This is a genomic window from Limnohabitans sp. TS-CS-82, from assembly GCF_002943475.1.
In genome coordinates, this window is record NZ_PTQX01000020.1 from 48,516 (window position 1) to 71,603 (window position 23,088).

Below are 23,088 nucleotides of genomic sequence, written 5' to 3' on the forward strand. Positions count from 1 at the left end.
GAGTATAGCAGCTATAGACTTTCCCGTACATCTTTTTCTACTTGCTCGATTGCTTTCCAAGCAACCTTAGCCCATTGAGGACCACCAGCAAGCTTGCCCCCATGTCCGCAAACACCGCCATCCACATGGAGGCGTTGTCGAAGATGGCCAGCACTAAGAACACCAACTTGATGCCTAGCGCGAGACATATGTTCTGCCACAGAACAGCGTGGGTGCGCTTCGAGAGCCGTATCGTTTCCGGCAGACGACGCAGGTCATCGTTCATGACCACAACATCTGCGGCTTCCATCGCCGTATGGGTTCCAGCAGCACCCATGGCGAAGCCGATGTCGGCCTTAGCAAGTGCTGGTGCATCGTTGATGCCATCGCCAGTCATTGCCGTGATGCCCAGTCGCTGTTGAAGTTCGCCGATAGCCTGTAGTTTGTCTTCTGGCAGCAGGTTGCCCCGCACTTCGGCTATGCCCGCCAGAGAGCCAACGGTGCGCGCGGTCGCGATGTTATCCCCTGTCAGCATGACCGGTGTCACGCCGAGCGACTTCAGGTCGGCCACCGCTTGGGCGGAGGATGGTTTGATGGTGTCCGCCACCGCGCAGATCGCCATCACACGTTCGCTGTTAGCGAGGAGTGTGACCGTGCGACCTGCCTCCTCATGAACTGCGAGGCGGGTTTCGAGTTCAGCCGAACATTGCCCACGCTCCTCGATCCAGCGGTGGTTGGCCAGCGCGTAGGAATGATTGCCGATAACACCTTGCACTCCACGCCCTGCAACGGCTTGAAACTCTCCCACCTCTTGATCGGCGGTTGACAGCCCCTCTGCGATGGCTTTGGAAACCGGGTGATCCGACCGGCCCGCGAGACTCTTTGCAAGCCCCTCCAGCACCCGTTGATCAAGACCTGTGTCCACGGGCTCGAAGGCCACCAGTTTGGGCTTGCCTTCCGTGATCGTACCGGTCTTGTCCAGGGCCACAGCTTTGATCTTTCGCGCATCCTCCAAGTAAACGCCACCTTTGATCAAAATCCCCCGCCTTGCCCCGGCTGCCAAACCGCTGACGACCGTGACAGGTGTGGAAATAACCAAGGCACAAGGGCAAGCGATGACCAACAACACCAAGGCCTTGTAGACAGCCTGCATCCAGGTCAAGTCCGTGATCCACGGCGCTAGCAACGCGACGGCGACAGCCAGGATGAAAACGGCAGGGGTGTAGATCGCGGCAAACCGATCTACAAAGCGCTGTGTCGGCGCACGGGACGACTGTGCTTGCTCGACTGCGTGGATGATGCGCGCCAGGGTGCTGTCCGAAGCGGGCGCGGTGACACGGAATTCCAAGGCTGCAGACTGGTTGATGGTGCCTGCGTACACTTCGTCGCCAGGAGCCTTGTCTATAGGCAGGCTTTCCCCAGTCACAGGGGACTGGTCGATGGCACTCTGTCCGAGCGTGACGACACCATCGAGTGGAACGCGCTCTCCTGGACGGATGCGCACTGTTGCGTCGACAACGACAGCTTTGACGCCGACGCGCGTCCAACTGCCGTCACCTTGACGCACCTCGGCTTGCTCCGGTGCCAGCGCCAGCAAGCTCTTGATGGCGTTACGCGCCCGGTCCACCGCTCGAGCCTCGATGGCCTCGGCTATGGCATACAAGGCCATCACCATGGCAGCTTCTGGCCACTGGCCTATCAAGAAGGCACCTGTCACGGCCACAGTCATCAAGGCGTTGATGTTCAAGCGTCCTTGCCGCAGTGCGGAAAGCCCTTTACCGTAGACGGAGAAACCCGCCAGGGCGATGGCCACCGCGGCCAGCGCCATTCCAAGGGCTTTTGCTGGCCAACTATCTGGAAAAGCGAATGCCAAGCCTTCAGCCGCCACGGCCAGCCCCAATGCAGCAATCAATTTGCCCCATGAGGCCCAAAAACCAGTTGGCGCAGCGGCAGTAGCTCCATCCGATTTGTCTTCTACTCCGAGTGGTTCCGGTTTGAAGCCCGCTTTGCGAATCGCATCCAGTGCCAACCGCAGAGCATGATCCTCGGCAGCGATGGTCAACTCGCGGTCGCCCAAGTTGAACTGCAAGCCACGAATGCCTGCCACGCCGTCCAGCGCTCGACGGATTTCTGACTCTTCGGACGCGCAGTCCATGTTCGCGATCCGGAATCTATGTGGCTCAACAGCCGTTGCTTTAGACGCCATTGGCCCGCCCACGGCAGGCGATGCAGCGCAGCCACTTCCACAACCGCAGGCAGTGTCAACTTGTTGGCGTTGGTGAGTAGGGTTCATGATCTTCTCCTTGTTGGATGGATTAAAAACCCTGTAGCCACTACAATGTCAAGTACCTACAAATAAAATGGCGCAACTTTCTTGCCACCGCTCAAGGTGAAGATATGAAAATCGGTGAACTGGCCAAGGCGGCTCACACTCAGGTTGAGACGATCCGGTATTACGAACGCGAAGGATTGCTGCCTGAAACGGTTCGCACAGAAAGCAACTACCGCGTGTACGGCGATGAGCATGTTGACCGACTGTCCTTCATACGGAACTGCCGTGGGTTGGACATGACGCTGGACGAAATCCGAATATTGCTGCGCTTCAAGGACTCGCCTCTAGAGAACTGCGCAGATGTCAATGACTTACTCGACGAGCACATCGGCCATGTGGCCGCCCGCATCAAAGAGCTGAAAGCGCTAGAGCGACAGCTCAAGACCTTGCGGGAGAACTGCCGTAAACCTCAACAGGCCAGTCAATGCGGCATCTTGAGTGAGTTGTCCACCGCATCGCATCCCGATCAGGAGTTAACCACCAGCAAGGGGCATGTTCATGGGGCACACAGTCTCAAGGCAAAGCTTTGAACGAAAGGCATCATCTGCTTACATCGGGTCATGACATCAATTTTCGTGATGACGATGGGCGCACTGCTTTGTATGTGGCAGTTTATGAAACTTACTATGGGCTAGCCATACACGCTACTTGAGCGTGGCGCAGATCCAAACATTCCAGACAACGAGTGCGACTTACCTCTGGATATCGCCAAGTACTCGCACCTTTACAGACGAAGTAACAATACAGAAATGGTGGATGCATTGGTGAAGGCTGGAGGAAAGTGCAAGGAAGGCCCGTCAGCTAGGGAGCTCCTTGATGACAAGATCTATGATGGATTTGCACAGGCCAGCGCAATGAAAAACCTTCTTTCTCTGATCGATAAAGCTAAGAAGGATTAGATTCCCATGGATCCAGAAGGATTCCCGACCGCACAAACGACAAAAAGCCCGACCTGTCCTAAGACAAGCCGGGCTTCTGTTTAAGGTTCAATTGCTGATTGTTTTTGGTACCACCGCTGTACCTCAAGCAGCATCAGGGTGGTTTGGGCAGCGTCCTTGCTCAATTGAGCGCAACTCACCGCTCCCGCATCTCCAGCGGTAAGAGATAGAGCGTCGGCGGGGATGCTTGCAGCTCCTGCGGGAGCTTCGGAAACGGCGGACAAATCCCTGTCACCGGCTGTGGTGATGTTGCACACCCCGCCAACATGAGCATCAGGCTGGCGATCAGCCAGTAGCTTTGACCTTTTTGCGTATTCATTCGAGATTTCCTGCGTGATTTGAGATTGGGTCAACCGCACATCGGCGACGCGCTGCTCTTGCCTGGCCTGGGCCAGTGCGATCTTTTGCTTTTCGGCGTCCCAATCCTTCTGGACACGGGACTCGCCAACCTGCATCCCGCAAAGCAGCGCCATGGTCAAGAGAAGTGCGTCAAAGATGTGTGACCAGTTGGCCAGCAAGAATCGATTGAGCCAGTTCATGCCGCACCTCCGTCCAGAGACAGTAGGTTGTGCTGCTTGATCAAGCCAATGACCTTGTCCGCATAAGCCGGGTCGGTGGCATAGCCTGCCTGCGCCAGCGTCTTGGCAAACGCCTGGGCAGTGGTGCAAGCAAAGCAGGCCTTGTAGCGGGGGTTGCGCTTGAGGAACGTGGCGTGATCGTCGATGCTGGCCTGCCAACTCGGATACTTGCGCCAAAGGGCTGGCACCACCACCCACTGCCCCTTGATGAACTCCTTGGTGTTCAGGGTCAGGGTCTGACCGCGCCAGAGGCTATCAGCTTTGATGCCGAAGAGGTTGTTGCCGTTCCTCGCAAGGCCAGATTCTCCCCAGGCAGATTCAAGCGCGGCCTGCGCGATCGTGATGCTGGCAGGAACACCCGTGGCTTTGAATGACGCGACTGCGGCCGTGGTGAGCCGCATGATGAATTCACTGGGATTCACAGCATCCCCTTCACTTCCTTGGCCACCTCGTCGATCGAGTCATCCCGACGCTTGTCGATGAACGCAAAGGTCCAACGCACCATTGCCCACCCTGGCAGGCCACACGCAAAGATCAACCCACCCAAGGCACACAGCCCCATGGTTGAGAACGCCCAGTGGTGCAGTCCAAAGTGCTCGACGGTCATGGCGCCACCGCCGATGCTGGACACCACGGTGCTGATCAGCCCAACGGCCCACTCCCGTTTGTTGCGAGGTGGCGTCATCAACATGACCACCACTGCAGCCAGGGTGGCTCCACTGGCTGCCGCTGCGGCGGTTCCACCAAATGCTTTGTAGGCCACCGCTGCTCCGGCGACCCCGCTGCTTGTAGGTTCTGGCATTCGTTTCTCCAAAAGAAAAGCCGCCAGGGCGAACCATGGCGGCGGTTTAAAAACGGTACGGTCAGTTCAGGCTGCGACGACCGGGATCGGAAAGACCCTGGGCGGTCTATCTCGCGATGGTTTCACCTGCTCAGAAAATCCAAAGATGTCCTTGCGGTCATCTCGCAGCTCGCCTTCGATGTGAAATGGCACCAGCCCAGTGAGAAACTCGATACCGGCGGCAAAGATGGGCACTGCATCAGAGAAGGCGTTATCGCAGGACCGATCCCACAGGGGACCTTCCAAGAACATGCAGGAGCCTTGACAAATCTGCAGCATCGGGCAGCTCGGGCAGTTCTCTCTCTTACTCCAGTGCGTAGCGGTATTGAGCTTGACGGCAGCCAAGTCCGACACATGGCCGATGTGGTGGGGCTGGCCATTGGGCGCGGTGCTGGCCGCGCTCACGTTCTGGCAGGTCAGCACGTTGCCGCGCAGATCGACGGCGATGCTCTCCGTCTTGTCCATGCCGCACTTTTGGCCCAGGCTGGATGCCGGACGGCGGCTACGGATGGAGTTGACGAAGCTGGCCGTCTTGCTACTCACCGCCTGGACGTTTGCCGCTTGGCCGGTACGGATTTCGTGGAAGGCCAAATTTCGGTAGGCGTGCAGTTCACCTGGCCGCAGCGAATGGGCAATGCCTCCCTCGTCATAGGCGTCGACGAAGCTGCCCTCTCCGATGGGCACCGCTGGATCGCCGGTCAGCTCGATGAAAAAGCGCTGGATGGCCGCGCGCGATGCGTTCTCGCGGTTGACCATCGCGTTGAAGCTGATGCGCCGCTGTGGGGCAAGGCGAGCGTACAGCGCCATGATGGCGGCGCGCTGCTCGGGGTCCTGCAGCGGGTCGGGGCCACGCACAGGCTGGCCAGGACCATCGTGCGATATACCGACACTGAACCCCATGCGATCGAGCCAGTCGTTGATGTCATCGTTGAGCAGTGAGCCATTGGTGATGACGGACAGTTCAGCGTTGGGGAATTTGGACCTGATGGCCTCGGCCAGGGGGCGCATGGTCTTGATGTAGACCAGGGGCTCGCCACCCCAGAACTCGACCTTCTCGGGCGGACTCGTCACCCAGCTATCGAGGCCGTCGACGAAGGCCTGCACATCGCCGGGATTGGTCTCGTCAGCACGCGGTACAAAACGCTGCGAGCAGTATTCACACGCGTAGTTGCACGACAAGCCCAGGCTAATCTTGAGCATGCTCGGACTGGACTTGGCCAGCGGTGTCTGCTTGGAGACTGCGGGAGCATTTGCGCGTGCTGCGACTTCGACTGCCTGCACCAGTGACTCACCTGATTCGCTGGTCAGCTCGCTGGTAGCGTTGTCGTAGTGCAAGCGGGTGCGATGGCCATTGGCGGGGTTAAAGGCAGTGAGAATGAATTTGGCCATCAGACAGCTCCGTCGCGTGTAGCGAAGTAATCGGCCTGCGCTTGGCGCAGCGAAGTTTTGAAGGACATGACGCTCGCGACGGTTTGTTCGTCGGTCTTGCCAGCATTGGCGCTGGCATCGTCGATGATGTGCTGGACCTGCTCGACCAGCCCGATGGCCTCATGGCCAGGCACCAGCCCAGCCAGCTGAATGACCAGTGCGCTGAGCAGGTCTACCTGCTTCTCCAGGGAGGCCAGACTGTCAAGCGGGTTTATCTTGCGCAGGAGTTCGATCTTGGCCAGGTTGCGCGTCCCCAGCTTGTCGCTCCCCGGGAAGATGCCTGGCAGAACATCTCTTGGCTTGCCCGGTTGCACGACGTCAAATGGGCACTGGGCCATCAGGGCTTTTGTGATGCACAGGCAGGCCTCTTTGGCGCTGTCACCGAAATAGAACCAGCCCAGGCCATCTGTCAGGCCGTGCTGAGCCAGAATCGTGAGGCCATCGCGGCTGTCGACGTATTCACGCTGCGACACGATCCCGATGACCTCGTTTTCATACTGCTTCCCATACATCAGGAACTGCAGTTCGCCCTGCTTGAACAAGTGCTCCCCGATGTCGATGGATGCGGCAGCAAATGAAACGGTGTAGCCGTCTGCGGTCATCTCGACCCGCACGGCTTTGCTTTCGTCAACGCTGGTGCCGAAGGTAATGAGCTTCATGCGGCCTCCGCGAGCATTTCAAAGTGAAGTTCCACACCTGGGCGCTCGCCGTTGTACGGGAAGACAAAATGCGGCATGTGCGATGGGAAAACAAACGCATCGCCAGGCGCAGGCATTTCCATGTGGTTGATGTTGCCAAACACGCCACTTGCACGGCCGCCAAACAGCAGGTGTGGGTTGTGCAGGCAGAACATCCCCGAGTAGTCGCGCTTGGTGGGGTCAGGCTTGGCCGGGAAATCGAGCCAGAGCACACAGGAGATATCGGCATGTGGCTCGGTGTGAAACGGCAGGTGCTGGCCGTAGCGGAAGATGGATTCGCGTCCGACCATGCTGCTGACGTTGCACTTGAACTCGTCCTCGATGTGCCGTCGCAGACGACGGAAGATCGGTTTGAAGTACTCCGGATACATGAAGTCCAGGCTGTCGCGGTAGGTGCGCGAATATGGAACCTGGTGGTCGTTCAGGCGTTCATTGGCTTTGAGGGCCAGTTCTGATGCCTGAGCGACCTCCGAGGCACTCAGCAGCTTCTGAATGCGCAGCACCGGGGCCGGGAAGATCTTGTTCACTGTGCTCATGTGGCTCCCTGGTTTAGCAGTAGCAATCGCAGTTGCAATTGCAGTTGCAATTGAAGTTGTATTGGGTTCTCCGGACAGCAATCTGGCTGCCGTTGTCCACCAGTTCATCGCGGACAAAAGATGCACTGCCGCAGTTGGAAACTACAGATGTCGCGTTGTTGCTCACTGGACTGCAGTTTCCCGTGTTGCCCGGACAGTTGCCGATGAAACAGTTGGCGATGGTGCTGAAGAAGTAGTCGTGCAGCCAGCCGTAATTGGCGGTCCACATCTGGCCACTGTTGTTCATGTACATGTCCCAGTTGCCATCGGATTTCAGAAATCCCATGAGGCCCTGGTTGTGGTGCAAGAAACGCGTGCCCCAGTCCTGGTCCACCATGTCCAGGTAGTTGGCCGTACTGGAGATCTGTAGGCGCGGCACCGTGAGCGTGCCAGACATGGTGTCGCCCGTCTTGGCCACCCGGCTGGACAGATCGATCGGCACAGTGGAGTTGCCATTCGCATCTGGCCCATTGCCATTGACCGATCGCACAAAGGCCGTGGAGTCCAGGCCATCAAGCTTGTCGGCATCCGCCGCCTTGGCAGTGATGCCCAGGTAAGTGGCGTTGTGGTTGTGGCCCAGCGCGGCATAGGCCGCATCATGGTTGTGCCCGGCCAGCGCAAAGCCGGTCGAGTCAATTCCGTCGAGCAGGTCCGCATTGGCCACCTTGCCCACGGCGGCCGAAAGGTCGATGACCATCTTCCACGTGGCAGGACTGACCACGGTGAGGACATAGAGCTTTTGCTCATCGGTCCTGAAGCACGGCATGCCCTGCTGCAGGTTCACGGTCGGGAATGACGTCCCACTGGAGAGAGACAACGCCGTCTTGTCGTTGTTCAGGATCTGGGACAAGGAGTCCGAGAGCGTCGTGGAGGATGGGATTTCGGTGTAGTTCTGCATTTGGTTTCTTCAGTAACCCTGTGCGACCCAGGAGATGGCCCCGGTCACGCGTGTGCCAGAGGTGTTTTCAAGAACAGCGGTGAAGCCCGTGATGGAGACCGAACCCAGGATTCGGGGGACGGCGATGGTCGTGCCACCTTTGAAAGTCAGCGTGACTTCAGGTGCCACGCGGAACTGCCTGGTGAACACCACGGTCACGCCATTGGCGGCTGTGACCACCTGCGCCGTGCCCCGGTCAAACACATCAGGCACGTCCACCGTGACGCGCAGGCCATCGATGTAGCCCCTGTCCGCGTTGCTCGAAGTCAGGATCGCCCTGAAAAGTGCTCGCTGGTAGGTGTAGTCGCCTTGGATGAAATCCCGGAAGTTGGTGTACCCGGGCGGATGGCCCGACTCCAGGATGTCCATGAAGTCCTGCGCGGTGATCTCGGTGCTGGCCACGATCATGTCGCTGATCACCCCATTGGCCCGGCGCCGGTACTGCTCGGCCAGGCTCAGGGCTTCACTGAGCTTCAGGGTCTGGGCCCGGCGCAGCGCCTCGGCGATGGCAAAGCCTTCGCTTATGGCCAACCGATAAGCAACCGTTCGGCCCAGGCTTTCAGCAAACGAGAAGGCTTCGGCCACCCGTTTGACCTGCGAGCGGGCCAGCGCATCACTCATGCCAAAGCTTTCGCCTTGCGGCTTGGTCATGGCCTTGGCTGACTTTTCTGCAAAGCTCAGGTTTTCTGCGACGCGAAGGATGTAGGCAATGAGGTCCGTGTAGGTCTCGGCCAGCGCCAGCGTTTCGTACTTGCGCAGGGCCAGTTGCCGCGCCAGCCCTTCGGCCACCTGAAACACCTCAAACACTGCCTTGGTGCCGGAGCGGGCGTACTTCTCCGAGAAGGTCAGCGACTCCACGAAACGCAGCACGAAGGCGATCAGGTCGGTGTAGGTCTCCACGAAGTTCAAGGTCTCGAACTTGCTGAGGGTCACCGCCCGACTGGGCTTTTCTGCAAAGGCCAGGGTCTCTGAACTTCGCTTGATGCCCAGTTTCTGAACCAGCTCGGCAAAACTCAGGTCCGTGGCCACGCTCAGGGCGTAGACGGCAGGGTAAGCCGTTGACCAGTTCTTGCCTGCCGTGGCACTCCCCCAGGTGAACGTGCCTGAGGACCAGCTGTAATTGGGCCCCGGGGAGCTGGAGACGTTGACGGTCTCGGCCATCTCAGGCGCCCGATCAGCTCATGGTGAAGGTAAAGACGGCCGTGAGGCTGTCGTCCACCCCCTTGTTCACCACCGGGAAGACCACCCGGTCGAACATGATGCCTGCCGTGGCAGCATTGAAAACGCCCGCTTCCGTGAGTGCCCCGGTGGCGTCGCCCGCCGCGTAGCTGGCCGTGAAGGTGAACACCTTGGTGCCAGCAGTGTGGGCGTAAGTGGCCGCGTTGCGCTTGATTTCGGTGACCAGTGCGGTCTGCGTTGCGGCAGCAGCGGTGGTGCCAGTGCCCACTGCGATCCAGCCCATGACGCCAGGTCGGCTGCCCGAGTTGCCAATCGCGTCGGCCACGAAGTCAAAGCCGCCGTTGACGATGATGTTGTCCTTGTGGACCACTTCGACCTCGCCCGTGGGCTTGGCCAGCACCAGCGTAATCGAGCCTTTGATGCTCATGCCCTCTTCCATCATGGGTCATTCCCTTTCTTTGGGGTTTGCAAATGAAATGGGCGCCACACCTTGCGATGCAGCGCCCGTGTTTGGGGGATTCCCCGTTCAATAAAGCTTGAGTGCCGTGTACCCGGCTGTGGGTGCCAATGCTTTGCTGGCGCATTGCACCTCACCGCCCATCTTTCCGACAAAGAGCCTGCGCTCGGTGGCCGTCTGGCACACGCCCAGGCAGATCCGGTCGCTGACGTTCACGGGGTATGGCACCACGATCCGGTTGAAGAGCTGGTCCTCCAGGAAGAACGAGCCCGTGACCGCATCAAAGCCGACCAGCAGGCTCACCCCGACACCAGTGGCTGTCCAGATGACCGAGGTGGTGATCTGGTTGGGGATGAACCAGAAGCTCACATGGAAGATGCCGGGGATACTCACGGCCCAGGAAACCCGGGTCGTGTCCTTGACCAGCACCCCGCTGCCGTAGCGCCCATCGCCATAGCTCACGCCAACGGCCTCACCACTACCCGGGCTTCCATACCCCGATAGCGCCCCGTTGAGGCGCCAGCCATAGAGCTCTCCGGCCTGCAGCGCATCCTCACGCGCCATCTGAAACCGGGCCTCGATGCTCTTGAGTGCACCGTCATAGGTCCACTGCCGCTTGGCCGCATTGCTGCTCCAGATGTAGTTGGCCGTCGACCAGGTCTCCCGGTCGTCCAAAGTGGCCCCGATGCTGGCCAGCAACGTGTTCTGCGCCCGGTAGCTGGTCGGTAGACTCACCTCGAAGAGGTACTCAGACTGCGCCACCCCACTGTCCATGCGAAGCACATCCTCACTGTTGACCGACTCGACCGAGGCAAAGTGCTTCACCCCGGGGAACCGGGTGGCCTGCGCATCGATGGTGACCAGCAGGTTGGCGTTCTGGGGCTGGGCCACCACGGTGGAGACGAAGGTGGCCTCCTCCGAGTAGATGCCGGGCGATGCGATCGCCTTGATCCAGAAATTGCGCTCACCGTCAAAGCCCGAGGGCAGCGTGAAACTGCTGGACTTGACCTCGGCAATGAAGATTGAGGTGTCCCAGGCCGTGCCTTCGCGCAGCTCATATGCCACCACCTCCGGCTCGGTATTGGGCAGCCATCGGAACTCCAGCCGGTTAGCTGACTGCACCACATCGAACTGACGAACCGCAGCAGGTGCCAGTAGGGTCAGAAGAAAGGTGGTGACGTGCTGGCTGTACTTGCCCGAGGTGTCGAAGGCCCGGATGAAGTAGTTGTACTGACCAGATTCACTCTGATCGTGCACGAGCTGGGTGCCAGCGGTTTGCCCAACCAATGCACCAGCATCCCAGCCCGTGCCTACGCGAACCTCGTACCCTGCCAGATCGGCATCGGTATTGGCGCTCCAACGAAGTAGCAAATCGGTCGTGCGACGCAGCACCACAAAGTCCCGCACATCATCGGGGGGCTGCAACTTGCCCAGGATGGTTTGACTCAGTGTGGCCGATGCCCCAAGCTTGCCGGACACCCCTACGGCCCGCACGGTGAACACATAGTCCCCGGCCTCTGCGTTACGAATCTCTAGATAGGTGCTGGAGACGCGGGGCAAGGTGATGGTGTTGCCACTATTGACCCGGTAGCTCACCTGGTATTCCAGAGCACCGAAGACTTGCTCCCAGCCCACCTGAATGAGCACCAGCGCCTGATCCTTGACCCGGTAAAGACTCTCAGTGACCGTGAGACCCGTAGGGGCCACCGGCGTAGTTGAAAGCACCGTGATGTCACGCGGCTGCAGAGCCAGGCCCTGCTCGATGGCGTCGTATTTGCTCGGGTTGTGGGCCAGCGCCGTCACTTCGTGGATGCCCGGCTCGCTCTCGGAGACCTGCACCACCCTGAACAGTTGCGTCTCCACTTGCGTAGAGGCCAGCACCCAGATGGCACCCACCTGAGGTGCCGTAGAGAATGCGCTGGTCACACCAACCGTGCGGCCAGACAGAGATCCGACTTGACGTTCCTCCACTGCTCCCGTGGTCAGCAGCACAGAGATGCGCCACGATCCGGCGGGCAGGTCCTGATCCAGCGTGACGCTCACCGTGGTTGCCGCAGCGATGCGCCCACCCAAGCGCAGGCCACCCCGGCTGCTGTCTGCAACCTTGATGACATCGCCGGGACGAACAACAGCGCCTTCAAGCCCCGTGCGGAACGTGATGATTTCCGATTCAGACTGCTCGGAGTAGAGCAGCCACTTGCCCACCCGGTTGGCCTGGCCACGGGAGGTGCAGCCCATGGCCACCACATCGGCCTGCACCACGCCGTAGCGGGCAATGCCTGCCATGTCCTCGACGTATTCCACCTTCTGGCGGTAGAAATCGTCGGGATCGGTCCAGCTGACCAGGGCCACCGTGTGCCGTGCTTTGGCTGAGGACCCCTGATAGGCGAACTCGCCATCGATCACGTTGGCTGCCGTGAACTGGTAGACCGCATCCTGCGGCGCGTCCTGGGTCACGGTGATGGCACCGCCCGACCAGTAAGCCATGCCCCGAAAGATCGAGGCCATGTCCTGCACCACCTTGTAGGCCTGCTCTCGGCTTTGCAGGTATAGGTTGCAGGTGAAGCGCGGCTCATAGCCGCCCAAACCATCTGGCACCAACTCGTCGCAGTAACGGGCCACTCGGTACAGCGCCCACTTGTCCACTTGCGACTCGGGAATGAAACTGCCCAGCCCGTAGCGGGTATTTGTCACCAGGTCAAAGAAGCACCAGGCAGGGTTGTCCGTCCAAGCTACCTTGAAGGTGCCGTCCCAGACCCCGGTGTACGACCGGGTCTCGGGAAAGTAGTTCGAGGGAATCCGGACGCGCAGGAGTTTGAGGTCATAACTGCGCCGAGGGATCGATGTGAACTGAGAGGCATCCACCCGCAGGGCCATCAAGGCACTGTTGGGGTAGCGCAGCTTGCTTTCAATGACCTCGGTGTAGGACTCCAGAAACGTCTTGTTCTGCAGGCTGGTCTGCGTGGAGTCTGCCGTGATGCGGCGCAGACGAACATCCCACGGACCAGTGCCAGTCAAGGGGACGTAGTAACTGCGCTGGTAGCGCGAGGTGGTCTTGCCGGACACCGTGTCGGCCAAAACCTGCACATACCCGGCTCCATGCGCCTGCACGTCGATCGCGTAGCTGACAGAGGTGCCGTTGAGATCTCCATTGGTCGTGTCCTGCAGCGACAGGGTCGGAATGCTGACCTTGATGCGCACGGCATCGACGTCCGGGTCGTTGATGGATCGCACCACCGGCTGGCTGGACTTGCACTCCACACCGACGGCCACCTCGTTTTCTACCGAGGAAAAGCCGGGGATGTAGCTTTGCTGCTGGGTACCGGGTCGGGTTTCGAGCGTGACCCCCGTGAAGTTGTAGCTGCCATCCGGATTCTGGATCGGGGTGTCGTCGAGGTACACCGACTGCAGGCCAGAAGCTAGCCCTTCGATCTCCCCCTCGCAAACCAGGTCCACAACACGGGCATAGGCCTTGGAGCGCAGGCTGTCCGGAGCTTCCTGGGCCACACGGGCGCTACCGCCTCCACCCTTGCCGCCACCGCCTGCGCCGATGATCAATCCAGATTCAGGGGTGCTCATACCGCGATCTCATCCACATCAATGCCAGCACTGATCACGGCCGAACCAACGATCAGGCGGCCGTACCCCACGGGTACGGGATGGCCCTGCGCCGTGGTGTTGACCGCCCCGTTGAAAACATAACTGGGCTGGTTGCCTGGCCGCTCGGATGGATCCTGCGCCTTGGCCGTTGGAGCAATCATCTGGGCCACACCACCCAAAATCATCGAAGTGCCCACCGAATACAGCGTGGCCTGAGACAGGAACGAGCCTGCTGCGGCCCAGCCCATCGGGTTCCACCAGGACACCGCGATCAAGGCAGCGCCCAGGAGGATCTGGCCCAGACCGTTGCCTCCTGCCCCGGATACGACCGGGGCGATGGTGATGCGTTGCTGGCCACTGGGCTCGTGCAACTGGTCCAGGCTAAGGGCGTCACGCCCGGCTAACACCCGGTAGCCCACCCCACGTTCGCCCGAGGCAACCAGTTCTCGCTCGAAGCCGGGGAAGTTGGCGCACAGGGCGCGCACAGCCTCAGCGGCTGAGGCCACTGCCATCCTGTGGCGTCGCCCGAAGCGCTTGCCCAGTTCACCGAGTAAAAGAATCGTGACCATTCAGAAGTTGATGTCTTAGGGTGTGGGTGGTGATCTTTTGCCAGTAGCCGCCATAGACATCGCGACTGGACAGCCTGCCCTGCAGGTGATGCAAGATGAGTTCGTCGCCCAGGTAAATGGCAGCGTGATTCGGTACAGGCGATGCAACCTGCATCAGCAGGACATCGCCCGGATTCATGTCGGAGGCCTCCACCACGTGGAAACCCGCGCCAGCGAAGTTGTCCATGTACAGATTCCCGCCGCGCTTCCACCACTCGTCAAAGCGTGCGAAATCGGGCAGGTCAATGCCGCGCTCCTGGGCGTACCAGTCCCGGATCAGCGAGTAGCAATCGAGCACGCCATGCGCCCATTCACGGCCGACCAGCGGGGCGACATAGCCTTGCGGCTGCAACTCGGTCCAATGCGCAGCCGGGAAACTCACGATGAACCAGGGCAGCGCCGTGGCTTCACAGGCCACACGGTCAGCCTGGCTGGGGTCAGGACGCAGATTGGGGTGGGAATGAAACACCCCCACGATCTCGCCAAGTTGGTCGGCGCGCACATAGTCCTCGGGGTGGATCACAAACTGATCGGTCCCCACGCCGATGTTTCGGCACGGGACATAGGTCTCCCGGCCCTTGTGAATGACGAGCAGACCACATGCCTCGCGGGGAAACTCCCGAGCAGCGTGGGACAGCGCCAGCGTCTGGTTGGTCTCGAGCATCACCGGATCAACCCCGCTGCAGGAAACCCGCCAAAGGGCAACTCGGCGTTCGCCCCGAAGCGCTTCTGACAGGACATCAGACGTTTGCCACAAGCATCCTGCGCTCGTGAGCTCACGGTTTCGTCATTGGCATTGAAGTAAGCAGTGCCGGTGTAACCACATTCAGAGCCACGGTAGAGCCAGGGGCAGACGTTTTGCACGATCTGTCGCCGGGGCAGAGACACCCCTTCCAGATCAAAAGCGGCCGCCAGCTCAAACTCGACCACATCCCGGGTTTCACGCGACTTGCGGTCAATGAAATACACATCGTCGGCAAATTCAGCCGTGGCGTCCGCTGTCGGATTGGCCCCAGAGATAAAGTTCACCGCATCCAGATACTTCAGGAGCGTGCGCTTTCTGGTGACTTTAGCCCCCACGAGGTCCTGGTAGGACAGGATGAGCGCGGTGATGCTGCCTGTGACGTTGGCCACCTTGAGCTTGGGGCGCGGCACCTGACCGTTGCCGTTGAACTCGAAGCCTTCGGCTTGAATGGGAAACGGCTCGTAGGTGTTGCCCTGCCAGACCACCTGACGGCGCAGCTCATTGGTACCCGCGTGAAACCGAACCACCCCCTCGTTGAAGAGAGACAGGTCCAGCACAAAGAGCTCGATGACCGCGCTCGGGGCCAGCTTCTGAATTTCTGAGGTGATGGCTTGGCTGGTCATGAAAGATCAAACACCTGCCGGAAGTTGGCGTGGATGTTTTCCAGATTGGGTTCTTCGATGCTTCGGCTCCATTCCTCACAGAGGAACTTGCCCGTGATACCGCTCGGGGTGGTCCAGTCAAAGGACTGCACCGCACCCCGTGCGCGTAAAAAGTTGTCGATCGCAGCAGCGTCTACCGTGGACTTGCCCCGAAACTCGAGCGACCAGACCTCCGGCTGCGTGTTGATGCCGTAGGCCAGGCGCTGCTCGTAGCCATCCCCAAAGGAAACCTTGCGGACATTGGGTTTAACGGTGAGTGATGCCCCGATCGAGGCGATCCAAGTGAATGTCGCCATGGAAATCCTTCAATGCGTCACTGCCGACGCGGGTCCAGCAGGCCACCGGCCCGCTTCTGGTTGAGCAATTCCTGACGCACCGCACTGGAAATCGCCCTGCCCAGTTCCTTGCCTTCGCCCGCATTGGTAGTCACCCCGCCCTCGACCACATTGACCGAAACGTTGAAAACGTCCCCGCCCCCAGATTGGGACTGGTTCATGGTCACGGGGATCGAACGGCCGTCTGGCAGCGGCACATAGGCTTCGGCCATGGATCCCTCGCCAAAGACCGCCAACTGCGGTGTGGTGGCCACTCCGCCACTGGCATACGCCCGCAGCGGTAAGGGACCGGTCGAGGTCATGACCCCGCCATCGGCAAATCCAAACAGACTGCCCAGCGCCTTAGCCATAGGAAGGGTGACCGCGCGCTGGATCTGGATGCGAATCAGGTCCGAGATGATGGAGGTGGCAAGCGACTTGAAGTCCAGCTTGCCGGTCATCACGAAATTGGTGAGTGCGTCCGTCATGCCGTTGAAAGCCTTGGTGGTCACCGCCTCCATCTGCTTGCCCACCTGCTCGGTTTCCTCGCCGAGCGTGCGGAGTGCTTTGGCAAACCCAGCGCCTGGGTCTGACAACTCCAGCGCTCGTTGACCCAGTAGCTTCGCGCCATCGGCCGCCTGACGGGCAGCTTCCTCAATGCGTCGGAAGGATTCGGCCAACTTGTCATTGCCCGGGGTGGCTTCCACCAGTTCCCGAGCCTTGGACGCGAAGTCGGCCAGCTCATCCGCACTGGACTTTCGCGCAGCCGACAGACGGCGCAAGGCGTCGATCTCGCTGATCGAGCCCGTCTCACGCAGGACCTTGATCTGTTCCTCGGTCGAGCGCAGCTGTCCCTGACTCCTGGCCACCTGCTCCTGCAAGTCCTTGAGCGTTTCGCCCGGCAGCTTGATCTCGCGCTCGAGGTTCGACTGCTGCGCCTCGCGCTCGAGCCTTTCACGACGCAAGGTGATCTCTGTGAGCTTGTCCTGGAGCTTCAATTTGTCCTGGGTGGTCTTGGCCACAGTGGCCAAGCCCCGTTTCAGGATCGATTCTTCCTGCGCATACAACTCGCCAAGACGGTCCGTGAATTCCTGCTGAGCGTTCAGCCGTGCCTCGCTGGCTTCCTTGTAGCTGATGTAGCCCTGCCCCTCGTACAGATCGATGATCTTTTGCCGGTCCTTCAGGAGGCCCGTCTCGACATCCGTCAGCCCTTGCAGCTGCTTGATGTCACTCTCGATCTTGGCCATGGCCGCAGCAGTGAGTGCGCCAGTGGCTGAGTTGTAGTTGAGCTTCGGTTTAGCTGCTTCACCTGCTGCTTCTGTCTCACCCCGGTTGATGGCGTCGAACCGTTCCTTGACCGCATCGGCCAAGAGCGGCATCTTCCACAAGTCAACGTAGGTCTGGTTGGCCTTCTCGACAATCGCATTGCGCTTTTCCAATGCGGTCTTGAGGATTGCCTGGTTCTCTTCAGAAAACGGGTTTAGCCCTTTGCCACCAGCGAGGAACGTGCCTAGCAATTCGATGTCGGCCCATACCGCCTCAAAACTGCCAGTGACCGCTTTGGTCATCTGAATCACGGCACGCAGCGCATCGATCACGACAGCCATGCCATAGGCCGCATCTTGAGCCCAGGTCTTAAGCGTGCCGTCATCCCGCAGCTTGACCATGGCATCGGCCGTGTTATGCGTGCCCAGCATCACAGCTTTGAGCTCACTGACTAACTCTTCAAGGGCAGGCAGTGCCGCCGTCACGATGGTCTGTGCCACAAAGTTGTGCTCGGCCCGCATACGGCCCAGTGCCTTGGAGGCTTTTTCGGCCGACTCGATCTCGGCCTCGGTGAGCCGGATATTCAGGTCCTGGTTGGCAGCCAGGTCCTTAAGGAAGGGCAGCAAGCCAGCACCTGACTTGCCGAACAGTTCGAGCGCAATAGCCGTCTTGCCCGCCCCGTCCTCAAAGTTGGACAGTTTCAGGGCAATGTCGTTCATGACCTCGGCAGGATCGCGCAGGTTTCCACCCGCATCCTTGGCCTTGATACCCAGAAACTGCAGGGCCTGCGAGGCGCCCTTGGTTTCATCATCGACTCCTGCCAGCCCCTTGGAGAGCTTGGTCAGGCCCACCCCGATCTGTTCCATGGCCACACCAGAAATGGTGGCCACGGGTGCAAAACCTGACAGGGCCGTGGCGCTCGCCCCGGTCTGCTCGGCCAGATCCTGCAGAGCAGCCACCGTTTCCAGCGTGTGCATGACCAGCTCTTTGAGCGCGCCCACCGATTCCACGCCAATGGCGATGGCAAAGGTGGTTTTGGCGACTTCTGCGACTTTCTCAAGGGAGCCACGCATGGATTCAGCGTGACGCTCCAAAAGCAGCGCACTCTTGCCCAAATCCTCCCGGAAATCGGCCGTTTCCGCTGCGAGTTTGATCACCAGAGAGCCGATATCAGCCATGTTGCTTGCCTACCTTATGCGCGAACTTTGTGCGCGAACATGGCCTTGAATCGGGCCACATTGAGCTGGGTTTCATCTTGAGGTTGTTGGGGTTTCGGCTTTTCGAGGAATGGCATGAAGTCCTCAGGCTTGAATGGCCCCGCATCCTTGGCCCGGTGGGCATTTGCAAACGTGGAGGCAACCACACCCGATCTGTAATCGGCCCGGTAGTCCCCAAAGGGCTCGAGCTGGTAGTACGCCATCCACTCGGTCAGCTCGTCCGAGCCCATCGATGCGAGCATCTCGCGCACCGGCAGGCCCAAAGCCAGCGCCAGCCGGAACACAAAGCGCCGCGAGGGATGGGCGATCAGTCGTTTTTTGCAGCGTCCACCTGATCGGCGCCAATGCCGTTCAAGCGCTGAGACACAGCAAACACACGGTCCAGTGCCTTGGCACTCTTGCCGCCGAGAGCTGCGATGTCACCATCGCTGAAAAGGCGGCTGCCAGTCTCATCGCACAGGGTGAGCGAGACCAGGCGGGCACGGACGTTCTCCAACCGGCCCTCTTTGCCAATCAAGCTGGCCTCAAAGGCGTCGCGGTCGGTACCGGTCATGGTGCGAACCTGCACCTCACCGCCCCACTCAGGGACTTGGACAGTTTCACGGGGCAGATCGTCACTCTGCAGGATTTGTTCACGGGTCAACATGGGGATATCTCTCTTTAAGCTTCGGTGATGTCGCCATCGATTTCGATGGTCACGGAGGCCTGCACCACCGCGTCCACGCCGCCTTGCACGCTGAAGTGCGTGACATAGCCGTAGAAGGTCCAGGTGGCAGGGTTGGTGTCGGTAAATGTGATCTTGAACTGGCGACGCACGCGGTTGGCGCGGTCGGTTCTCAGGCCCTGATGGACCAGATCGTCGGGGTTGTAGTGCAGGGTCAGAGACAACTGACCCTCGTCACGCAGGCCCACGCGCTTTTCCTTAGCGGTGGAGGCCAGGTTCGTGACGTCGATCACGGCGGCCTGCCCGCCAGGCCCCTGAAACGAGACCACGTTGGGGATGGTTTCAAAGGCGGTGGTGCCAAACCGGGCAATGGCAATGCCCTGCGCGGTAATTGCGGTGCTGCTCATGCATATGCTCCTTGTTTTACGGTGAACCCACCGGCCGGTGGTAGGTGTAGTCCACGCTCACCCGGTACAGCCGGGCCTGATCTTCAAATTCGGACAGCCCCATGCGCACATCTGCGACGGTGCTCTTGTCTGCCAGCAGCGCAGCCAGGACTTGGTCTTGCAGGTGCAAGGCCTCCTGGTACGTTCTGGCATAGGTGTCGACCTGCACGCGCACGCGCTGCAAGCCATGCGGCCCATCAATGCCGAAGATGTGCTCCTGCACGATGGGCGTGTAGACGATGGCTGGGTACTGGGTGTTTTCTGCAGCGACAAGCGCGTAGACCTCACCACCGGCCAAATCCTTGATGGCATCAAAGAAGTCCTGCATGGCTATTTCCTGTAGAGGTTCTTGGCTTCCTGCTCAATGCGCTCACTCAGCCGGTCCTTCATGGCCTGCACCGCTTCGCGCCGCTTGGCTTCCAGGGCTGGCCGAAGGAATGGCCGCGCGCGCATCTTGCGAGTGCCAAACTCCACAAAGCGCCAGTACCAGGCATCCTGAGACAGGTTGCCCTTCTTGCCTTGCTTGCGGAACTTCTTACCGTGTCGCACCGTCACGAAGAAGGTTTGGCGCGTGAGGCTGGAGAGTTCAGGGATCTGCTTCATGATCACCGAGCGCTTGAGCGTTCCGGGTGGTGGCTGGTTGGGCCCCAGGACCTCGGCCGCCTTTGGGGCTCTAATGCGGGCTTCATCGCGGATGACTTTGGCTCCGGCATAAACCGAAACGCGCAGGCCGTTCTTCGCCACCCGGTCGGGCAATTCGCGCAGGGCTTTGGCCAATTCAGCCAGCCCCTCGACCTTGAAGCGTTCATGTTTAGCCATCGTCCAGCCCCTCGCTGGCCAGCAGGACAACCAGGACGCGTTTCTCGTCCTCGTTCAGGGCCGAATGGATGTTGAAGATCCGCGACCGGTAGAGCACCCGGTACTGGGCGACTTGCTGAGGGTTGTCAAAGATGCTCTGGTAGCGCACCGTGATCTGGTGCGTGAGTTCGGCCGAGATGCGACTGGCGATCGCGGCTTCACGGCCAGACAGGGGCTGGATATCGGCCCACACGGTGGCCACATCGATCCAGGTCCGACTGGGTGCGCCCAGACTGTCTTTCACGGTGCTGGGGCGCTGAATCTTGATGCGTCGGCCCAGCGTTCCGGCTCCGATGGGGTTCATATCAGGGGTACCTTGTAGGGATCGAGCAGGCCATCGATGAAGGGCAGCGGATCAATACGCCCTCGAGTCATGGATGCCACCTCCTCGCGGTGAACGTAAAGAGAGCCCACGCGCAGCTTGATCCAGGTCTTGATGCCCTCGGGCACCGCTGCGGCGCTCCCGTATCCGGCATCGAAGATCACGCTCACGGCCCCGATCTGGGGCAGAGAAATCGGCCAAATCTGCCCGAACACCGGGGTAATGCGCGCGGGCTCGCAGGCGTTGTCGACGGTGTAGTTGGCTGCTGGCATGGTCTGCCAGAGGCCTGCCATGTCGAGATAGCGGATCTCCACCACCGACGCCAATGGCGACTTGGGCAGCAAAACAGCATGCCCGGGCAGCGTGAAGGTCTGCCCTGCGGGCACCCCCATCAGGCTGGGTCCGGGAAAGCTGTCGAGCACCATCCGCCAGCGCGCGGTGACGAATTGCCGGTTGGTCAGGGTCTCGGCCGCCTGGCGTGCCGCCGAGATCAGGACCTGTATCAGGCTGTCGTCGTCATCGAAGTCCACCCGCAGGTGGAGCTTGGCCTCGGCAAGCGAGATGGGCTCCCCTGCGGGCGGAGTAATCAACTGCATGGGCATGTGATTGCTCCACCCTCAGGCTCAGACCACCTGCGCGACCGCAGCCTGGTTGCTGGCGTCCCCCGGCGCAAAGCGGGGGTTAAAGCCCAGCAATTGCGCCGCCGTGAGGCTGGCCGCAACAGCCACCGTCAGCGACAGACGCACAAAGGCGTAGCCGTTGGTGATGTCCAGATCGTCGGGGCGCAGGTTGATCAGGGCCTGCTTGTTGTCACCTGCGGCCTTGACGATCTGGGTGATGGCTTTGCCCGTAACGTCCTTGGCACCCGTGCCAGAGGCGTCAGTGGCCTGCTGCAGCTTTGCGTCCAGTGTGGCACCCGTGCCCAGGACGCCGCTTTGCACAAGCGCCAGAAGACTGTGGTGGTTACCCGCCGAGATCCAGCCGGTGGTGACAGTGCCCACAGCCTGGCTGGCGGGATCGATGGTGGCCAGAACCGAGAACAGTTCGCTGCCTTTTGCGTTGGGAAACATCAGAGTTCTCCTTCAAAGTGCGGGGACGATCAACGTGCGCCCAGTTGGACAAAGGGCGACATGGTCGTGCTGCCCTTGGCGGGGGAGATCGGCGCAGCGATCTTGGATTGGCCGTCCATGCGGAACGTGGTGCGGAAAGCCGTGAGGTCCGCATCGAAGTACAAGTGCATGGAGGTTGCCGTTTGCATGCCACCGGCTTTGGTGATGGTCTGGTAGTACGACAGATCGGCCAGCAGCACGTCACCCGCAGAAGAGAAGGTGTTGGCGTGTTGCGAGACGAAGACAGGGCGGCCAAGCAGCATGCCGTAGGGCGAGACCTGGATGCCACCCGGGTTCATGCCCGTGGGCAGGTAGATCGGGTAGTTGCCCAGCGTCAGCGTGAAGAGCGCTGGCAGCACGTCGTTGTTGACGATCCACACGGCCTTGCCAAACGAGCCCGGCGGCAGGCGCGAGATCATCTTGGCCAAGTTCTGCGCCAACAGGGTCTGCGTGGTCTGTCCCGATTCCTTGGCCACTGTCACCGTGGTGGCGTTGGTCATGCAACCCACCGGCAGGCCCGTGCCCGAGCCGAACAGAATCGACTCGTTGGTCTTCCAGCGAATGGAGGTAGCGATCTTGTCGGGCAGGTAGGTGGAGAGCGCATTGGTGTCATCCAGCAGCTCATCGGTCACCGGCACCAGGGCCATGAGCTTTTTGAGGCGCAGAGTCGACAGACCCAGGACAGGCTTGGTACCCACGGCCGATGCGGCTTCGCCTTGCCAGTAGGCTCGGATGCCGTTGGTGCCCCAGGGCGTGGTCTCGTCCTTGGGGAAGGCCATGGTGTTGCCCGTGATCTCGACGTTGTCGGTCATCGGCAGCAGGGAATCCTCGCCCAGCGAGAGCTGGAAAATTTCCTGTGCGAATTGCGGGGGCACGAGGAAACCGCCATCTTGCGCCGCGCCTTCACTGCCAAACGAGGCAGGGGCCACGGCACCGCGATTCATGCCAATCAGCAGGCGGTCATCGATCGAGGAACCAGGGTTTTGAGCATGACGGACAGTTTTAAGGAACTCGCCAACGCTTTTGAAGCCATGCTTGGGATCCGATTCGGCGTTGCTCACCACCGTGATCACCGAGCCATTGGGCAGTTGGGCTGCGTGGCCCATCTGCGCTTCCTCGGCAATCAAGGCCGCTTCACGGTCGATCGCGGCCGAGGTGGCTTCGATCCTGGCTTTGAGGGCTTCAAAAGCACTGACCTCTTCTTCGTTCATGTCGCGCTGCTCGGCGGCAGCGATATCGGTCAGGGCGCGTGCGTCCTTGACCAGGGTGGCTTTGCGGGCTTGCAGCTCGCGCAGTTGCTTGCTCATGGGATTAACTCCAGAAATGAAAAAACCG

Annotated in this window: 26 protein-coding genes; 1 reads left to right on the plus strand and 25 read right to left on the minus strand. The window is 60.3% G+C overall.

The annotated features are described in order from the left end of the window. Positions 1–37 precede the first annotated feature (37 nt). A complete protein-coding gene (locus C5F52_RS27040; RefSeq protein ID WP_104801476.1) occupies positions 38–2,272 on the minus strand; it encodes a cation-translocating P-type ATPase in 2,235 nt (744 codons plus the stop codon). A 104-nt stretch (positions 2,273–2,376) separates the two neighbouring features. Between C5F52_RS27040 and cadR the strand changes: the two genes are divergently transcribed. Continuing rightward, positions 2,377–2,841 carry a Cd(II)/Pb(II)-responsive transcriptional regulator gene (gene cadR / locus C5F52_RS27045; protein WP_104801477.1) on the plus strand — a complete coding sequence of 155 codons (465 nt, stop codon included), beginning with the start codon at positions 2,377–2,379 and terminating at the stop codon, positions 2,839–2,841. Between the two features lie 449 nt (positions 2,842–3,290). Here cadR and C5F52_RS27050 read toward each other — a convergent pair whose 3' ends face one another. From C5F52_RS27050 to C5F52_RS27165, 24 genes are all read right to left on the minus strand, one after another. Beyond that, the gene (locus tag C5F52_RS27050) at positions 3,291–3,788 is read right to left on the minus strand and encodes a hypothetical protein (protein WP_104801478.1); all 498 of its coding nucleotides are present in this window, start codon (positions 3,786–3,788) and stop codon (positions 3,291–3,293) included. Continuing rightward, positions 3,785–4,249 (minus strand): glycoside hydrolase family 73 protein, encoded by a 465-nt coding sequence (locus tag C5F52_RS27055; protein ID WP_104801479.1) that lies wholly within the window; start codon positions 4,247–4,249, stop codon positions 3,785–3,787. Before C5F52_RS27055 ends, C5F52_RS27050 begins: the two co-directional genes overlap by 4 nt. After that, on the minus strand, positions 4,246–4,629 hold the full coding sequence (locus C5F52_RS27060; RefSeq protein WP_199231835.1) for a hypothetical protein: 384 nt from the start codon (positions 4,627–4,629) through the stop codon (positions 4,246–4,248). The genes C5F52_RS27055 and C5F52_RS27060 overlap by 4 nt, the downstream gene beginning before the upstream one ends. Before the next feature lie 66 nt (positions 4,630–4,695). After that, the gene (locus tag C5F52_RS27065; protein ID WP_233250167.1) at positions 4,696–6,057 is read right to left on the minus strand and encodes a radical SAM protein; all 1,362 of its coding nucleotides are present in this window, start codon (positions 6,055–6,057) and stop codon (positions 4,696–4,698) included. Beyond that, the gene (locus C5F52_RS27070) at positions 6,057–6,755 is read right to left on the minus strand and encodes a hypothetical protein (RefSeq protein ID WP_104801480.1); all 699 of its coding nucleotides are present in this window, start codon (positions 6,753–6,755) and stop codon (positions 6,057–6,059) included. The genes C5F52_RS27065 and C5F52_RS27070 overlap by 1 nt, the downstream gene beginning before the upstream one ends. Beyond that, the gene (locus C5F52_RS27075) at positions 6,752–7,330 is read right to left on the minus strand and encodes a hypothetical protein (protein WP_104801481.1); all 579 of its coding nucleotides are present in this window, start codon (positions 7,328–7,330) and stop codon (positions 6,752–6,754) included. The genes C5F52_RS27070 and C5F52_RS27075 overlap by 4 nt, the downstream gene beginning before the upstream one ends. A gap of 13 nt (positions 7,331–7,343) precedes the next feature. After that, complete coding sequence (locus C5F52_RS27080) at positions 7,344–8,267, minus strand: hypothetical protein (protein WP_146100176.1); 924 nt, start codon at positions 8,265–8,267, stop codon at positions 7,344–7,346. 9 nt (positions 8,268–8,276) lie between these two features. Next, the gene (locus tag C5F52_RS27085) at positions 8,277–9,467 is read right to left on the minus strand and encodes a hypothetical protein (protein WP_104801483.1); all 1,191 of its coding nucleotides are present in this window, start codon (positions 9,465–9,467) and stop codon (positions 8,277–8,279) included. A gap of 13 nt (positions 9,468–9,480) precedes the next feature. Continuing rightward, positions 9,481–9,912: a hypothetical protein gene (locus C5F52_RS27090; RefSeq protein WP_233250168.1), complete on the minus strand. Its 432-nt coding sequence runs from the start codon at positions 9,910–9,912 to the stop codon at positions 9,481–9,483. A 99-nt stretch (positions 9,913–10,011) separates the two neighbouring features. Then, positions 10,012–13,521, minus strand: coding sequence for a phage tail protein (locus C5F52_RS27095; protein ID WP_104801484.1), 3,510 nt, complete (start codon positions 13,519–13,521; stop codon positions 10,012–10,014). Then, positions 13,518–14,111 (minus strand): tail assembly protein, encoded by a 594-nt coding sequence (locus C5F52_RS27100; protein ID WP_104801485.1) that lies wholly within the window; start codon positions 14,109–14,111, stop codon positions 13,518–13,520. Before C5F52_RS27100 ends, C5F52_RS27095 begins: the two co-directional genes overlap by 4 nt. Then, on the minus strand, positions 14,086–14,814 hold the full coding sequence (locus C5F52_RS27105; protein ID WP_104801486.1) for a C40 family peptidase: 729 nt from the start codon (positions 14,812–14,814) through the stop codon (positions 14,086–14,088). Before C5F52_RS27105 ends, C5F52_RS27100 begins: the two co-directional genes overlap by 26 nt. Then, complete coding sequence (locus tag C5F52_RS27110) at positions 14,814–15,518, minus strand: phage minor tail protein L (RefSeq protein ID WP_104801487.1); 705 nt, start codon at positions 15,516–15,518, stop codon at positions 14,814–14,816. Before C5F52_RS27110 ends, C5F52_RS27105 begins: the two co-directional genes overlap by 1 nt. Beyond that, positions 15,515–15,853: a phage tail protein gene (locus C5F52_RS27115; protein ID WP_104801488.1), complete on the minus strand. Its 339-nt coding sequence runs from the start codon at positions 15,851–15,853 to the stop codon at positions 15,515–15,517. Before C5F52_RS27115 ends, C5F52_RS27110 begins: the two co-directional genes overlap by 4 nt. Positions 15,854–15,870: 17 nt before the next feature. Beyond that, positions 15,871–18,315, minus strand: coding sequence for a phage tail tape measure C-terminal domain-containing protein (locus C5F52_RS27120; RefSeq protein WP_104801489.1), 2,445 nt, complete (start codon positions 18,313–18,315; stop codon positions 15,871–15,873). Between the two features lie 14 nt (positions 18,316–18,329). Continuing rightward, on the minus strand, positions 18,330–18,638 hold the full coding sequence (locus tag C5F52_RS27125; protein ID WP_146100177.1) for a DUF4035 domain-containing protein: 309 nt from the start codon (positions 18,636–18,638) through the stop codon (positions 18,330–18,332). 23 nt (positions 18,639–18,661) lie between these two features. Then, positions 18,662–19,000, minus strand: coding sequence for a phage tail assembly chaperone (locus C5F52_RS27130; RefSeq protein WP_236658026.1), 339 nt, complete (start codon positions 18,998–19,000; stop codon positions 18,662–18,664). 14 nt (positions 19,001–19,014) lie between these two features. Next, positions 19,015–19,425, minus strand: a complete 411-nt coding sequence (locus tag C5F52_RS27135; RefSeq protein WP_104801492.1) for a phage tail tube protein — start codon at positions 19,423–19,425, stop codon at positions 19,015–19,017. A 16-nt stretch (positions 19,426–19,441) separates the two neighbouring features. Further along, a complete protein-coding gene (locus C5F52_RS27140) occupies positions 19,442–19,792 on the minus strand; it encodes a DUF3168 domain-containing protein (protein ID WP_104801493.1) in 351 nt (116 codons plus the stop codon). 2 nt (positions 19,793–19,794) lie between these two features. Further along, entirely contained in the window at positions 19,795–20,283 is a 489-nt protein-coding gene (locus C5F52_RS27145; protein WP_104801494.1) for an HK97-gp10 family putative phage morphogenesis protein, read from the minus strand. Beyond that, the gene (locus tag C5F52_RS27150; RefSeq protein WP_104801495.1) at positions 20,276–20,626 is read right to left on the minus strand and encodes a phage head closure protein; all 351 of its coding nucleotides are present in this window, start codon (positions 20,624–20,626) and stop codon (positions 20,276–20,278) included. Before C5F52_RS27150 ends, C5F52_RS27145 begins: the two co-directional genes overlap by 8 nt. After that, positions 20,623–21,246 carry a head-tail connector protein gene (locus tag C5F52_RS27155; RefSeq protein ID WP_104801496.1) on the minus strand — a complete coding sequence of 208 codons (624 nt, stop codon included), beginning with the start codon at positions 21,244–21,246 and terminating at the stop codon, positions 20,623–20,625. Before C5F52_RS27155 ends, C5F52_RS27150 begins: the two co-directional genes overlap by 4 nt. Before the next feature lie 21 nt (positions 21,247–21,267). Further along, positions 21,268–21,714 carry a hypothetical protein gene (locus C5F52_RS27160; RefSeq protein WP_104801497.1) on the minus strand — a complete coding sequence of 149 codons (447 nt, stop codon included), beginning with the start codon at positions 21,712–21,714 and terminating at the stop codon, positions 21,268–21,270. A gap of 29 nt (positions 21,715–21,743) precedes the next feature. Next, complete coding sequence (locus C5F52_RS27165) at positions 21,744–23,060, minus strand: phage major capsid protein (protein ID WP_104801498.1); 1,317 nt, start codon at positions 23,058–23,060, stop codon at positions 21,744–21,746. Between the last annotated feature and the right edge of the window lie 28 nt (positions 23,061–23,088).